Annotated in this window: 14 protein-coding genes and 3 pseudogenes; 12 read left to right on the top strand and 5 right to left on the bottom strand. The window is 68.3% G+C overall.

Annotated features, from left to right (window positions below; all coding sequences use genetic code 11):
• Positions 1–174 precede the first annotated feature (174 nt).
• A complete protein-coding gene (locus ABZ642_RS43760; protein WP_360496461.1) occupies positions 175–480 on the top strand; it encodes an ANTAR domain-containing protein in 306 nt (101 codons plus the stop codon).
• Between the two features lie 261 nt (positions 481–741).
• On the opposite strand, the gene ABZ642_RS43755 is transcribed toward ABZ642_RS43760, so the two are convergent.
• On the bottom strand, positions 742–1,266 hold the full coding sequence (locus tag ABZ642_RS43755) for a lamin tail domain-containing protein (protein ID WP_360496458.1): 525 nt from the start codon (positions 1,264–1,266) through the stop codon (positions 742–744).
• 559 nt (positions 1,267–1,825) lie between these two features.
• Here ABZ642_RS43755 and ABZ642_RS43750 point away from each other — a divergent pair.
• Positions 1,826–1,983 (top strand): annotated as a pseudogene (locus ABZ642_RS43750) (IS701 family transposase); the annotation flags it as partial.
• A gap of 238 nt (positions 1,984–2,221) precedes the next feature.
• On the opposite strand, the gene ABZ642_RS43745 reads toward ABZ642_RS43750, so the two are convergent.
• On the bottom strand, positions 2,222–3,457 hold the full coding sequence (locus ABZ642_RS43745) for an IS701 family transposase (protein ID WP_360496455.1): 1,236 nt from the start codon (positions 3,455–3,457) through the stop codon (positions 2,222–2,224).
• A gap of 249 nt (positions 3,458–3,706) precedes the next feature.
• Here ABZ642_RS43745 and ABZ642_RS43740 point away from each other — a divergent pair, with 249 nt between their 5' ends.
• Positions 3,707–3,967, top strand: a complete 261-nt coding sequence (locus ABZ642_RS43740; RefSeq protein WP_360496566.1) for a helix-turn-helix transcriptional regulator — start codon at positions 3,707–3,709, stop codon at positions 3,965–3,967.
• Here ABZ642_RS43740 and ABZ642_RS43735 read toward each other — a convergent pair.
• Positions 3,931–4,851 (bottom strand): NAD-dependent epimerase/dehydratase family protein, encoded by a 921-nt coding sequence (locus ABZ642_RS43735; RefSeq protein WP_360496452.1) that lies wholly within the window; start codon positions 4,849–4,851, stop codon positions 3,931–3,933. The two genes, ABZ642_RS43740 and ABZ642_RS43735, sit on opposite strands and share 37 nt — an antisense overlap.
• Positions 4,852–5,257: 406 nt before the next feature.
• On the opposite strand from ABZ642_RS43735, the gene ABZ642_RS43730 reads away from it, so the two are divergent.
• From ABZ642_RS43730 to ABZ642_RS43705, 6 genes and pseudogenes are all read left to right on the top strand, one after another.
• A complete protein-coding gene (locus tag ABZ642_RS43730; protein WP_360496449.1) occupies positions 5,258–5,833 on the top strand; it encodes a TetR/AcrR family transcriptional regulator in 576 nt (191 codons plus the stop codon).
• Between the two features lie 104 nt (positions 5,834–5,937).
• On the top strand, positions 5,938–6,870 hold the full coding sequence (locus tag ABZ642_RS43725) for an acetoacetate decarboxylase family protein (protein WP_360496446.1): 933 nt from the start codon (positions 5,938–5,940) through the stop codon (positions 6,868–6,870).
• Between the two features lie 7 nt (positions 6,871–6,877).
• Positions 6,878–8,464, top strand: a complete 1,587-nt coding sequence (locus ABZ642_RS43720) for a succinic semialdehyde dehydrogenase (protein ID WP_360496443.1) — start codon at positions 6,878–6,880, stop codon at positions 8,462–8,464.
• 63 nt (positions 8,465–8,527) lie between these two features.
• Positions 8,528–8,941, top strand: a complete 414-nt coding sequence (locus tag ABZ642_RS43715; protein ID WP_360496440.1) for a type 1 glutamine amidotransferase domain-containing protein — start codon at positions 8,528–8,530, stop codon at positions 8,939–8,941.
• A 251-nt stretch (positions 8,942–9,192) separates the two neighbouring features.
• Positions 9,193–10,044: a methyltransferase domain-containing protein gene (locus ABZ642_RS43710; RefSeq protein WP_360496563.1), complete on the top strand. Its 852-nt coding sequence runs from the start codon at positions 9,193–9,195 to the stop codon at positions 10,042–10,044.
• Positions 10,041–10,226 (top strand): annotated as a pseudogene (locus tag ABZ642_RS43705) (transposase); the annotation flags it as partial. The gene ABZ642_RS43710 and the pseudogene ABZ642_RS43705, both read left to right, overlap by 4 nt.
• A 28-nt stretch (positions 10,227–10,254) precedes the next feature.
• Here ABZ642_RS43705 and ABZ642_RS43700 read toward each other — a convergent pair.
• Both ABZ642_RS43700 and ABZ642_RS43695 read right to left on the bottom strand, forming a co-directional pair.
• The gene (locus ABZ642_RS43700) at positions 10,255–11,793 is read right to left on the bottom strand and encodes an ISKra4 family transposase (RefSeq protein ID WP_360496437.1); all 1,539 of its coding nucleotides are present in this window, start codon (positions 11,791–11,793) and stop codon (positions 10,255–10,257) included.
• 69 nt (positions 11,794–11,862) lie between these two features.
• Complete coding sequence (locus ABZ642_RS43695) at positions 11,863–12,390, bottom strand: hypothetical protein (protein WP_360496434.1); 528 nt, start codon at positions 12,388–12,390, stop codon at positions 11,863–11,865.
• Positions 12,391–12,559: 169 nt separating this feature from the next.
• Here ABZ642_RS43695 and ABZ642_RS43690 point away from each other — a divergent pair, with 169 nt between their 5' ends.
• From ABZ642_RS43690 to ABZ642_RS43680, 3 genes and pseudogenes are all read left to right on the top strand, one after another.
• A complete protein-coding gene (locus ABZ642_RS43690) occupies positions 12,560–13,069 on the top strand; it encodes a hypothetical protein (protein WP_360496431.1) in 510 nt (169 codons plus the stop codon).
• Positions 13,070–13,104: 35 nt separating this feature from the next.
• Positions 13,105–13,848: pseudogene (locus tag ABZ642_RS43685) on the top strand (IS5 family transposase); the annotation flags it as partial.
• 71 nt (positions 13,849–13,919) lie between these two features.
• The gene (locus ABZ642_RS43680) at positions 13,920–14,159 is read left to right on the top strand and encodes a hypothetical protein (protein ID WP_360496428.1); all 240 of its coding nucleotides are present in this window, start codon (positions 13,920–13,922) and stop codon (positions 14,157–14,159) included.
• The last annotated feature ends 91 nt before the right edge of the window (positions 14,160–14,250 follow it).

Below are 14,250 nucleotides of genomic sequence, written 5' to 3'. Positions count from 1 at the left end.
GGAGGGCGAAGTCGGCGGCAGGGGGTTGGGGAAACAGCCACTCGGGCTCTTCGCTGTCCCACAGCCGGCGAAGAGCCATCCGACCTGTGTGATCTTCACGCCACAGCGAGCGCGTCTTGCTGCTGCGGTCGTGGGCAGGTGTACCGGAGACCTCGCCCCGTATGGAGACCAGTCATGACGACCTCCCGCGCGCAGCGGCCCTCGCCCGACGCAAGACGTGACGATGCCACCATCGCCGGCCTGGAGCAGGAGAAAGCACAGTTGCAGCATGCTGTCGGCGCCCACGCGACAGTGGACCAGGCCATAGGCATCCTCGTCGCAACCCACCGGATTCCGCCGACGGCCGGGTTCGAGGTGCTGCGCGAGGTCTCCCAGCGCACCAACGTCGAGCTGCACACGATCGCGGAAGCCCCGATCGGCTGGGCATTGGGGCAGCCACTACCGGAACCAGTGGTCCAGGAGCTGGACTCGGCGCCTTGATGCCCATCGGCCCTTGTTCTACCAGGCCAACAACCCCTTGGCCCTCGGATTTTTCCGCCTTTGTGTGATCGGCCGGACAGCTCCTAGGAGGGCATGCGTCTGGCCCGTCACCACGACGGAATCGGGTGACGGGCCAGAAGGAAAGAGCGGTACGCGACGGCAGCCGGCGCCGCGCCCGGGACATAGGCGCAGCGCCAGCAAGAGGAGAGGGAGTGCCGGGGCCGGGCCCGGGGTCACCGGCCCTGGGCATCAACGGGCAGGTCAGCGGTGGCCGTCACCACGGTGGTCACGGTTGTCACCGCGGTGGTCGCGGTCGTCGCGGCGGTGGTGGCCCCAGGAGACCTCGTCGATGAAGCGGCCGTGGTCGTTGCGCAGGGTCGCGGTGTCGGAGTCGTTGTTCCACACGTAGTTGCGGCGGTCCTGGTAGACGTCGGCGAACCGGTCGCGGCCCTCCCCGGTGTGGACCCGGACCGTGGACCTGCCGTCCAGGCGGAAGCGGTCGAAGGTGTAGGTGTGCCCCGCCTCGTCGGACAGCGTCCAGCCGTCCAGGTTCACCGCCCTGCGGCTGTTGTTGGTGACGTCCACCCATTCCTTGTTGAGCGACCAGTTGGAGCGGTCGTCGCGGCCCGGGGAGTCGTACTGCACGTCGCTGATCACGACCGCCCGGTCGTGCGGGCGGGCGGCGGGCTGGCCGGCGGCCGCGGCGGGCAGCGCGAGTGCACCCACGGCAGCGGCGGCAACAGCGGCGGCGGCGGTCAGACGACGGGCGGTCACAGATACGGACACGAGGTCCCCCTATCTCAGGGCCGAACACCTCCGACCAACGGCATCAAGCCGCAGGTCAGCGTGGTGTGTTGTGCGGGTCGGCGGCCGGGTCGGCCGCACACCCACACCTTGCCCGGCCCCGAACACGATGTGCGCGGAACATGAAGCATGTGACGAATCACGGATATTTCAGTGACTCTCACCTGCAAGACGCATGTATGCGATGAACATGACGAATTGACGGCCGGCCAGTCATCGCTTCCGCGCAAGCAACAGACACGGCAATCCACCCCCGCCGAGCAGCGCTGCCCACGGCCGGCGGACCGGTCCAAATGTGTGTAACAGCCCCCGTCATCCGAACGGGTGAGGCAACCGCACGGCAGGCAGGGCCGCCACTGTTGTCGCTAAGACCGCCCCTTCACCGGGCGGCCCTTCGTCGTCAGACGGCCCACCCCGGATGCCGGGGAACCGACGAAAGGCGGCACGCGCAGCGACACCCGAGGTGGGGTCAGTCCGCCCGTCGACAGCTGCAGGGTCGCCGGCGGTGCAGAGGCCCGGTGGCTCTGTTCACGAGAACGGGATCGAGCACGACTACCGCGAGCTCAAACACGGCCTGGGCTGGATCACTTCGAGGGCCGCACCTGGCGCGGCTGGCACCACCACGTCACCCTCGTCACTGCCGCCCAGGCGTTCCTCACCCTGCGGCGGCTCGACCCAAAAGCACACATGCCGGCCTGAGCTTCTACCAAGTCCTCGATGTCCTTCAGGACCACCTGCGGTGCTGGACCGGCACCTGCACCACCTGCGGCCGCCCTCTCAGTGCAAGCAGAACCAGGGCCAGAACCTAATGAAGCACTACTAGTAGTGCTTCGTTAGGTTCTGGTTCTGCTGGTCGGTAGGGGTCGGCCGCAGGTGGTGCAGGTGCCGGCCCAGCACCTCAGCAGGTCCTGAAGGGCGTCGAGGACCTGGTAGAGGGTCAGGCCGGCATCTGGGCTTTTGGGTCGAGCCGCCGCAGGGTGAGGAAGGCCTGGGCGGCGGTGACGAGGGTGACGTGGTGGTGCCAGCCGCGCCAGGTGCGGCCCTCGAAGTGGTCCAGGCCCAGGCCGTGTTTGAGTTCGCGGTAGTCGTGCTCGATCCGCCAGCGCATCTTCGCCCACCGCACCAGGTCAGAGGCCGGTGTGGTGGCGGGCAGGTTCGATATCCAGTAGTCCGTCGGATTGTCCTGGCCGTCCGGCCATTCGACGAGAAGTGTCTGGACGGGCAGGACGCCGTCCCACCGGTTGCGGCCGCCGCCCGCCTCCTGGGCCGCGGCCAGGGACTGCTTGCCCGCGGGCCGCACTGTGAGCACCGCGAACCGCGAGGTCATCGCACCTTTGCTGCCCTGCCTCCAGGTCACCTCGGTGAACCGCTCGGCACCCGCCTGGGCTGCGAGGACGCAGACGGCTCGAGGTGGCGTGCGGTAACGGGGAAGGACAGGCGGTCCGAGGCCGCCATACGCAGGCTGGTGCGGTTCGGCATCCTCCGGGTGGGCGACTTCCTTCCCGTTCAGGGCCAGGACATAGGACAGCCCTCGCTCCTGGAGGCCGAGCCGGAACGGGGTGCTGACGCCGTAGCCGGCGTCAGCGACCACGACCGGCGCCTTCAACTGCCACTGGGCGAGCGTGTCCAGGAGGCCGAGCGCAAGACGCCACTTTTCCCGGTGCACCACGGCATCGGGGACTCCTGCGCCGCGGCACCGGTCCGGCTCGTCCGTCCACTCGCGCGGCAGATACAACTGCCACTCCAACGGGCACGAGGCGGTGTCGGTGGCGGCATGGACACTGACCGCGACCTGGCAGTTCGCCCGTTTGCCGACCGCTCCGCAGTACTGGGGGGCCACCCCGACCGACGCCTTGCCGCACTTGGGGAACGACACGTCATCGATCACCCACACCTCGGGCCTGACAACTCCGGACATCAGCTCGGCGATCCGCCGCCTGACCGGTAGCGGATCCCACGGCGACTGGTTCACGAACTGCTGCAGAGCCTGCATGTTCCCGTCCGGCAGACGCTCAGCCATCGGCTGGATCGACTTGCGCCGGCCATCCACCATCAGGCCCCGCAGATAACACTCGCCCCACCGCCGCTGATCCCGCCGCGGGAACGACCCGAACACATCGGCAACGAACTCCGCCAACTCACCTTGGAGCCGTTTCACTTCCCCCAACCTCACCCCGGGAAGCTGCCCACGATCAACCGAGATCACTCAACGTAACGAAGCACTACTAGGAGCTGTCCGGTCGATCATGCTCACCGGGTCATGCGCGGCGGGCGCGATGGCCACTAGCCAGTGCGGTGATGGAGTGGTGGTGCAGGCCCAACTGCACGCCTGCCTCCACGAGCCCCACTCCGTCGAGCACCTCGCGCAGACCGCGGCCATGCACCCGCGCACCTTCCAGCGACGGTTCAAGAGGCTACGGGCCTGACGGCGAGTGAATACATCCAGGCGGCGCGCATCGCGAAGGCACGCGAGTTGCTTGAGCTGACCAACGAGCCGGTCGCCCAGATTCCCCGCAGCGTCGGCTACCTGGACGTGTCGAACTTCCGTCGGCTCTTCCAGCGCGCCACGGGCGTCACGCCGTCGGAGTACCGGATCCGGTTCGGCATTGCGGCACGAGTCAGCCATCAGGAGGATTTGTCGACGGGTCAGCCGGCGAGGATCCGCTCCACTCCCTCCCGATAGCTCGTGACCTGGAATTCGGGAAAGCGGGCCGCGAACTTCGAGCTGTCGAAGATGTTGTCGTCCCGGTAGCGGACGAGCAGTTCGTACATCTCGTCGAGCGGTTTGACGAAGCGGCGCCCGAGGCGGAAGGCGAGCATCGGCAGCACCGTGTAGCCGATCTTGCGGCCGGTGACCTCGCCGACGAAGTCGATGAGCTGGGCGTAGGACTGCCGGTCCGGGTCGACCGGCAAGTGCCACGTCTGGCCGTAGGCATCTGGCGTGTTGCCGAGCAGGGCGAGAGCGCGGCTCGCGTCGGGGGTCCAGATCAGGGACCGCTTGGCATGGGCGTCGACCGGGACGAACGGCCGCTTGCCCGCCTTGATCCGGTCGAACACCAACGAGTTCGTGTAGCTCTTCGTCCGGCCGGGACCGTAGAACTCGGGCGCTCGGCCGATCAGCGCTTCGACGCGGCCGGCCCGCATGGCCTCCAGCAGCATGGTGGCGATCTGTGCGCGGACCCGTCCCTTGCGTCCGCCCGGCGCGAATGCTGTCGACTCGGTCTGGGGCGTCGACGTTCCGGGATACATGTAGGTGTTGTCGAAGAAGACGAGCTTCGTGCCGTGTTCGGCGCAAGCGTCGATGACGTTGCGCATCATGACGGGGAACTGTCGCTCCCACAGCTCCGAGTCCAGGGGCAGGCCGACGGTGAGGTAGGCGATTTCGCTGCCCGCGACAACACGGCTGGTGGCGTCGGCGTCGGTGAGGTCTGCGGCCAGGAGCTCGTCGGTGTCGTTCACCCTTGACGGCTTGCGGCTGACGAGGCGGATGTCCTTGGTGTGGTTGCGGTGGAGCTCGTTCACGAGCTCGTCGGCGATCGGCCCGCCGGCGCCGAGAACGGTCTGCATTGGGTCTCCTTGAGGTGGATGGTGCGGGTGCCGACGACAGCCCAGCTGCGGGCGGCGTCGTGCCACCACGGATGCGGTCGACCACTGCGGCCGGGGTGCGGACCCAGCCGATGTGGTCGTTGGCCGAGCCTTCGGGCACCTGGTCGCTGGTGTGGTGCCAACGTGCCCACGGGCCACCGAGGTGGACGAGAAGAGGCAATGAGCGAGGTCGTCGACTGCCCCCCCGACCGGCGACAGCGTGTCGCCGCCCAGGCTGATGATGAGGGCCGGTGTGGTGATCGGCTGGTCGACCGCGTACGTCAGTCGGCCGGTGAGCGCCATGCGGGCCCATTCCCGCGGGGCTCGGTGCCGTCGGACGTACACTATGTTTACAGTGCTAACAAAGCATAGGAGGACGAAGTAAGCAATGTCAACATCAGAGAAGAGCGGCTACCACCACGGCGACCTCCGGGCGACCCTGCTGTCGACCGCGATGGAGATGCTGGAGCGCGGCGAGCCCTTCTCGCTGCGCGCCGTCGCGCGCCAGGCCGGCGTGTCGCCAACCGCGCCGTATCGCCACTTCACGGACCGCGACGCCCTGGAGTCCGCGCTGGCCGTCGAGGGTTTCCGGGACCTGTTGGCCGACCTGGGCGACGGGCGCGACCTGCCCGCCCCGCTCCCGGACCTGGCCGAGTTCGCCGTCTCCTACGTCGCCTTCGCGCTGCTGCGCCCGGCTCTGTTCCGCGTGATGTTCGGCAAGCCGTGCGACGACGCCGACGACGAGCGGATCAAGGCCGCCGACGCCCTGCATCAGCTGCTGGCCGACGCTCTCCATCGCCTCTCCCCCGACGCGGACGCCTCGGCCCTGGCGTCGGCCGGCTGGGGGCTCACCCACGGGCTGGCCTGCCTGCACCTCGACGGCAAACTGCAGGCCGCGTCGGGCGAAGAGGTCGCCGACCGGGTGCGCAACGCCTTCCTCGCCATCACATCGGTCGGCTCCTGACGCGTGCCGTCCGGCCGTCGCGCGCCTCACATCATCCATTGTTGACGGTGCTCACATGCCGTGCGATCCTCAGTGTTAACACCGCTTACATCGGAGGAGAGTCCATGGCTTCGACCACCAAGCCGACCGACCGCGACCGGACCGTAGAGGTCGATCTCGGAGGGCGTCTCGTCACCGTCCCTGAAGGCGGCCTTTATGACCGGTTCCACATGGACACCGACCTCGACGAGGTCGAGCGGGACCCGCGGGTCAGCAGCGTCGACTTCTTCCGCCGGATGCCGAAAAGCCACGTGGACTCCCGCATCGGGCCCACGCTGACGCCGAACTTCTACTACCGCATCTCCACGACCCGGCTCACGATGCTCGCACCGACCAAGGCCATCCGGGCCCGCCTGCCCCAGGAGCTCATCCCGCTCGAGATCGCCCCGGGGCTAGGGATCGTCTCCGTGATGTCCTTCCGGTACGACGTGTGCGACATCGACTTCTATACCGAGGCCGCGGTCGGCATCGCCGTGAAGCCGGCGCGGCACGGTGGGCTGGGCCTGCTCGACCTGGTCACCGGGCTCAAGAACGACTCCCTGCACTCCTACGTCCTCTCGCTCCCGGTGAACACCGAGATCGCGCAGGTGCGCGGCCACGACGGCTATGGGTTCCCCAAGTGGGTCACCGAGCTCGACGTCGACATCGACACCGCGCGCACCTCCACCAGGGTCGCCAACGATCAGGGCGGCCTTGACCTCGCCCTGTCGGCACCCACCCCGAAGCAGACCGCCCGGCCCACCGGCGAACACGTCTCGACTCTGACCTCCTACACCACGATCGACGGTGCCTGGCACTCCACGACCAGCCAGATCAACATGCTCTCCTCGGGAACCACGCGGTTCCCCCGCGGCCTGGACCTGCGCCTCGGCGAGGGCCGGATGAGCGACGATCTGCGCTCACTGAAGCCGGTCCGCACGATCCAGCTCGACGTCACCACCGAGGGCCAGCTGGCGCTGCACATGCCCGTGCCCACCTCCATCCAGGACCGGAGCTGAGACCGCGATGACCACCACGGACACCGCCCCCGCCGAGGCCGCCCTCCCGGCATGGCTGACACCGTCCCGGGTCTCCCGCCTGGCCACCCTGGTGGCCGCCGGCGCTCGCGCCCAGCGGGTCGCCACTACCTCGCCGTACACCGGCGCACCGCTCGCGGACCTGCCGGTCTCCACCCCCGACGACGTCGAGGATGCCTTCGCCCGGGCACGCGCTGCCCAGGCCCGCTGGGCGGCCACCCCGGTGGCCGACCGCAAGCGCATCATGCTGCGCTTCCACGACCTCGTCCTCCAGCGGCAGGACGAAGCCCTCGACCTGATGCAGGCCGAGAGCGGCAAGACCCGTCGCGACGCGTTCCTCGAGGTCAGCGACATCGCCATCACCGCCCGCTACTACGCTCGCAGCGCACAGCGGCTGCTCTCACCCAAGCGCCGCAAGGGCGCGATCCCGGTGCTGACCCACACCACCGAACTGCACCACCCCAAGGGCGTCGTCACCGTCATCTCGCCCTGGAACTACCCGCTCAGCATGGCCGCCGGCGACGCCATCCCGGCCCTGATGGCCGGCAACGCCGTCGTACAGAAGCCCGACACCCAGACCGCCCTGACCGCGCTGTGGGCTCTGGCCCTGATGCGCGAGGCCGGCCTGCCGACCGACGTCTGGCAGATGGTGGTCGGCCGTGGCAGCTCCATCGGAGACGCGCTCATGGAAGGCGGGGACTACATGATGTTCACCGGTTCCACCGCCAGCGGGCGCCAGATCGCGCGCGACGCGGGCGAGCGGCTGATCGGCGCATCCCTGGAACTCGGCGGCAAGAACGCCATGGTCGTCCTCGCCGATGTCGACATCGAGAAGGCCGCCACCGGTGCGGTCGCCGCCTGTTTCCCCTCGGCCGGGCAGCTGTGCGTGTCCATCGAGCGGCTCTACGTCGCCGATGAGATCCACGACGCGTTCGTCACCGCGTTCGTCGAACGCGCCCGGGCCATGCGCCTGGGTGCGACCTACGACTTCTCGGTGGACATGGGCTCGCTGACCACCCCCTCGCAGCTCGAGACCGTCAGCTCGCACGTCGACGACGCGGTATCGAAAGGCGCGACCGTACTGGCCGGAGGCAAGGGCCGGCCCGACCTCGGGCCACTGTTCTACGAGCCGACGATTCTGACAGATGTGACCCCTGAGATGACGCTGTTCGACCACGAGACATTCGGCCCCGTGGTATCGATCTACCGCTACCGGTCGGTCGACGAGGCAGCGGCGATGGCCAACGCCACGCCGTACGGCCTCAACGCGAGCGTCTGGGGCCGCAACGGCACCGAGGCCCGCAAGTTCGCAGGACGGCTGCACGCCGGCACCGTCAATGTCAACGAGGCGTTCGCCGCCGCCTGGGGCAGCGTCGACGCCCCCATGGGCGGCATGGGCGACTCGGGCCTCGGCCGCCGACACGGCGCCGACGGGCTGCTCAAGTACACCGAAGCCCAGACCGTCGCCCACCAGCGCCTCCAGGGCTTCACCCCGCCCCGCAGAGTCGAGCACGAGCAGTGGGCGCGGGTCCTGACCCGGGCATTCAAGACGCTCCGTGCCCTGGGCATCCGCTGACCGACCACCAGCTACAACGGCCAGCCACCTCGCCATCCCGGGCCGCATGAAGGAGGATCAGCCATGACCAAGCGCGTCCTCAACGTCGTCACCAACGTCGGCCACTACGACGACCCTTCCCACACCACTGGCCTGTGGCTCTCCGAGCTCACGCACGCCTGGCACGTCTTCGAGGAGCACGGCTACGAGCAAAACCTCGTCAGCCCGGCCGGCGGCGCGGTGCCCCTCGAGCCGCGTGCGCTGAAGTTCCCGAACCACGACAAGACCGCCAAGGAACGGCGCGCCGACCCCGGGAAGATGGCCATGCTCCAGAACGCGGCGAGCCCGGACCAGATCGACCCATCAGAGTACGACGCGATCTACTTCACCGGCGGGCACGCGGTGATGTACGACTTCCCCGACAACGAGGGCCTGCAGCGCATCACCCGCGAGATCTACGAGCGCGGCGGCGTCGTCTCCTCGGTCTGCCATGGCTAGGTCGTGTCTCCCAACTCCGTTGAGGAATCGGGGCTTCGACGATGCTCGTAGAATCATGACGTGGCATTCATGAGCACCCCGCACTGCTGCTTCCTGTGATCGGAAGGCGCTGAGGGCGATGCCGGACGGCGTCGCCCTCCTTGGTGTGCCTGCTGCGTGAACCACGCTCCCGACGCTGCCCGTTCCTTTCTGAGGCAGTGAGCGCGCGTACAGGCACGGTCTCTTTCCTTCACCCTTGCCAGGAGTGCCTCGTGCCTGTGTCGCTTCCCCCTGCCCTCGAACTGTCCCTCGACCTGCTGTGCTGCCCAACGTGCCGCACGCGCCGCCTGCAGCCCGACCGCGGTGCACTGCGCTGCCTGGTAGGCCATACCTTCGACATCGCCCGCCACGGGTACGCCAGCCTGCTGACGGGCACCCGCGCCACCAGCGGCGACGATTCAGCCATGGTCCAGGCCCGGGACCGATTCCTGTCCACCGGCGCCTACGCGCCCATCCGTAAAGTCGGGGCCCGCCTGACGGCCGGCGCCGTGTCTGAGCCGGCCACGGTTGTGGACGTGGGATGCGGCACGGGTTACTACCTGGCCGGCGTACTCGACCAGCTGCCCGGCGCCCGTGGTCTGGGTCTGGACACGTCGGTGCGCGCGCTGCGCTCGGCAGCCCGTGCCCACGACCGAGCCGCCGCGCTGGCCTGGGACGTCTTCCGTCCCTTCCCGCTGGCCGACGGTGTGGCCGATGTCGTGCTGAACGTGTTCGCCCCGCGCAACCCGGCCGAGTTCCACCGCGTGCTGCGCCCGACCGGGCGGCTGATCGTGGTCCGTCCCACCGTGCGGCACCTGGCCGAACTGCGCGGCCGGTTGCCTGCGATGGTCGCGATCGACCCGGCCAAGGAACAGCGCCTGCACCGGGCGCTGGACCCATTCTTCGAGCCCGCTGTCACCGAACGGGTGGAGTACCCCGCGACCCTGACCGGGTTGGATGCCCTGGACCTGGTAGCGATGACGCCGAGCGCACGCCATCTGAGCCGTGCCGACCTGACCGATGACGGCTTCCTGCCTGATCAGGTCACCGTCTCTGTGCTGGCCACCGCCTACCGCCCTCGGTGACCACGAGCGGGCGCATGCGTCTGCTGACCGACGAGCAGTGGGCACGCCTGGCGCCTTGCCTTCCCCGCAATGAAGGGAAGGCAGGACGTCCGTTCGCCGACCACCGTCGCATCATCGAAGGGATCATCTACCGGTACCGCACCGGAATCCCCTGGAGAGATCTGCCCCGCAAAGCATTCGGGTGCGGATCCTCTGAAGTGGCGGTCGGGATCAAGCGGTGAGGCGGTAGTCCTGCTGGTCAGGGCTGGGATAGAGGCGTTGATGTTCGCGGGCCGTGTGGAAGATCCAGTAGTCCTCGAAGTCACCGTTCGTGATCAGTGCGCGGAGTTGGAGGACGGCTTCGGCGCCGTCGAGTCCCCAGCGGGCGCCGGTGATGTCGAGGCGGTCGGCGATCAGGTGGCGGCAGGCGCCTTCGACGGCACCGGTGGCAATCGGCCAGCCGGCCGCGAGGGCGGTGTCGTAGTGAAGCTGATCGAGGTGGCCGGTGAGGTAGCGGGCGCAGGTGGTGACGGCGTCGCGGCGGGTGGCGGAAAGTTGTTCGGCCGCGGCCTGGGCGGTCATCTCGGTGGCGGCGCGGCCGGCTTGTCCGGCAAGGATCGCGGTGAGCTTGTCCGCGGCCCAGGTTTCGGCCTCGCGGCTGCCGACCGGGTGGAAGGCGTGCGCGGCCGTCCATGTGTACTCGGCGACGTGCACGAAGTCGAGCAGGATGTTCAGGTGAATGCCGCGGCGAGCGGCTTCGTCCTGGATCAGGTCCAGTTGGTGGCGGGCACCATCGACGAGCACGATCCAGTCCCGCAGACATTGCGGATCGCGGGATGCGGCCTGAGCGAAGGCGTCGGCGACGACCTGTTCCGGGGGACGGATCACTGAGGCGGTGCACCATTTTCGCTTCGCTTTCGGCCCCTGTCGCGGCGGCCGAGTTTTGCTGCGGCCGCCGGGCGGGTGCACGATGTCGTGCGGCCGACGTGGGGCCGGAACAGCATCGAAGACGCAGGCCACCGTCGCCATGCGCTTGCGGTCGGGTTTCTCGCCCGGGGCCAGGCGTCCGCGTCGCCCGGCCGCCGCACTCTTGGCCGCGGCTCGGCGGGTGGCCTCGCGCAGGGCCTCGGGGCGCATCACCACGCCCTTGCCGTCGATCTGAATGACCAGCGGCATCTCACGAGTGCACGGGGTGGGGATCTTCGCCGTGTAGTAGGCGGCAATGTCGACCGCGGAGGCAACCACCAGCTCTTTGAGACGGCGCTTGCCCAGCACCTTCCCGCACCGTCGCTCGATCGCCGCCTGGGCATGGTCGAACGAGCCGCGGACGGCTTCCAGGACCACGAGCCGGGCAAGTCCGCGGGAGTGGCGGCCGGCGGGCAGCGACAACGCTTCGTCCGCCGGGTGCACGTTGGGCACGCCCCGGTCGCGATAGGCGATCCGGGTCACTCGGACCGACCCGAACACGCAGGTCAGCCAGCGGCGGTGGCCCCTCTCCCGCCAGGTCCGAGGCCGTCCTTCCGGACCGATGACCAACGGCTGCCCTCCGTCCGCACGCATGGTGTCCTCCTCCTTCCTGGCTCGCTGATCGAGGTGGTTCTGCATCAGCTGCCGCAGCAGGTCGCGTCCCAGTTGTTCGAGCTGCACTTCCAGTTCGTCGTGAGACATGTTTGCCGCCGGGCCGTCGGCCAGCGTCGAGATGAGGCGTTCGAAGGCATCACGGGAGGCAGAGTACGGATCAGGCTCGGGTAAGGCGTCGTACGGTTCCATTGAGGGCTCTTCTTCGGGAGTGATTCGTTCTGGTTGGTACCTACGAATCTATGGAGAAGAGCCCCTTGGTCACTGGGAGTTGGCGCGGTCTCGTCCCGGGCCTCGGCGGGCGAGGGTGAACTGTCCCGGCGCCTCCTCGTCCAGCCAGCCGCGCTCCACCAGCCGCTTCAGCTTTCCCCGCGTCCCCTCGATCTTCGCCGTTGTTGCCTCCAGCCCGATTCGCGGCACGACCTGCTTGGCCTGCAGCGGGCCTGGAGCATCAGCAACGATCTCTACGATGTCCCGGTACATGTCCGGCAATACCTGAGCGACCAGGCCCTCCCGCCACGGCGGCACCGCCATCACCCCGACGCCGTGGGGCGCCGACGCCTCCTCGGGCCCCAGCGCATCTTTCACCCGCGCTTCCGGCGCTGCCTCCGCGGCCGACAACTCCGCCAGCACCTGCGCGACGGTCTCCCGCGTGATCTCCAACCGCGAAAGGTCCTCCCTCGCTCTTTCCAGCCGAACGGCCAACTCCGCAGCCTCGGCCTGAAGTTCCTCCACTCGCTGGCGAGCCGCGGTCTCCCGCGCCTGAAGCTCTTCCGGCAACGACACCATGGCGCCCCACCTCCACCCCGCCACGGTAGAAGGACGGCGGCACCGACCACACGCCAATCAGCGTCTTCCCAGGTCAGCCACCCCAAGTGGAACCACACCGGAACTCGTTGGCACTGATGCGCCGGAGATGCGAGGCTGCCGTCTCCCGATACCGATCGAGAAGGCCCAGATGACGCACGACGAGGCGCTCAAGCAGTTCAGCCATCTTGCGCGTGAGAGGGCGTTCGGAAGGCACGTCGGATCTGACCGCCTCATTCAGGCCGGGGTGGACGCCCTGATCGCCGGAGTCGAGACTCCCTCCCTCGCCATGCTGGCACGGCTTCTGCGCAGCGAGGAACCCGAAGCACCTGCTCTCTTCGATCAAGTGCTGGAGGAGCTGGGGCTGGCCTTTCACCCACCAGCCGACCCCCGGGCCGCGAAGTGGGCGATGGCCTACTGGATCGCCGGCGAGATCGCGGACGGGTCCCTCGATCCCGCCACCGGCACCCACCTCATCTGGGCAGACATCGCCTACGACCTCGGCTATCCAGAGGACCTGGAGCCGCTTGTCCACTGCGCTCACAACCTGGACGGCTGGGAGGAGAGCTGGGGCGTCTCGCGTGAACAGCTCAACCGAGAAGCAGTCGAGGCTGCCCACCAGTTGCTGAGTAAACGGCCACAGCGCGACAGCAGGCACTAACCCGCGCCGGGGATCACTCCAGAGGATCCGCACCCAAAGCATTCAGTCCCTGGCAGACGGTGTGGAAGCGCCATCGCAGGTGGGCGGCTGACGGAACCTGGGACACGGTTCTGGCGCAACTGACCGCCCAGGCGGACTCGATCAACGGAATCGGCTGGACGGTCTCCGTCGACTCGACAATCAACCGTGCCCACCAGCACGCCACGAACACAGCCCGGCCGGAGAAGGACACCGGCGCTGCCACCTGCCGCAGCACGAGCGAAGCTCCTGCCACCAGAGGCGAGCCAGCCGGCCACGCAATAGGCCGATCTCGCGGCGGCCTGACAACCAAAATCCATCACGCCGTAGATGGCGATGGCCGCCCGCTGGCCGTCGTAGCCACTCCGGGCCAGGTCCACGACGCGCAGGTCCTCCCCGTCTTACTGAGCGACATCCGGGTGCCGCGACTCGGCCGCGGCAGGCCGCGCACCGCACCGGACGCTCTACTCGCAGATAAGGCGTACTCCTCCAAGCAGGTGCGCGCAGACCTCGCGGCCCGTGGCATCCGCACCGTGATTCCCGAGCGCGCCGATCAGCAGGCCAACCGAAAGAGAAAGGGCCGCAGCGGCGGACGACCCCGCGTTCTGGACACCGAGACCTACAAGCGCAGGAATGTCGTGGAACGATCTTTCAGCCTGCTCAAGCAGTGGCGGGGCCTGGCAACCCGCTACGACAAACTCGCGATCGTCTATCGCTCTGCAGCCGTGCTGGCGGCGGTCATCGCCTGGCTACGAGGTTGAGAGACACGGCCTAGTGCGGCCCGCTCAACACCCTGCTCTCCGACGACTCCTATCTCATCGCCGGCCGCAAGATGACGGGATTCGCCTGGACCGAGGAGGTCCTCGCCCGCGTCGACAAGCTGGTCCCCTACAACGCCGAGGAGACGGCCAAGCAGCGCGGCGCGCTCTACGAGAAGGCGACACTGCCGTTCGTCTCCTACGTCGTGACCGACGGCAACCTCGTCACCGGCCAGAACCCGGGCTCAGCCAAGGCCACAGCGAAGAAGGTCGTCGAAGCCATCGGGGGCAACGCGTCGAGGGAGCGAGGCTAACTGATCGTTTCAGAATGATCGAGAGAGCCGCCGCAGGCAGATGATCGAGCAGGCGAGTTCAAGGAGCCCCTGGTGAAGGTCTGCCCGGTAC

This window comes from Streptomyces sp. NPDC007157 (genome assembly GCF_040634235.1).
Classification (GTDB): Bacteria; Actinomycetota; Actinomycetes; order Streptomycetales; family Streptomycetaceae; genus Streptomyces.
Note: the sequence above shows the minus strand (reverse complement) of the source record. Positions and strands in the feature narration are given on the sequence as shown.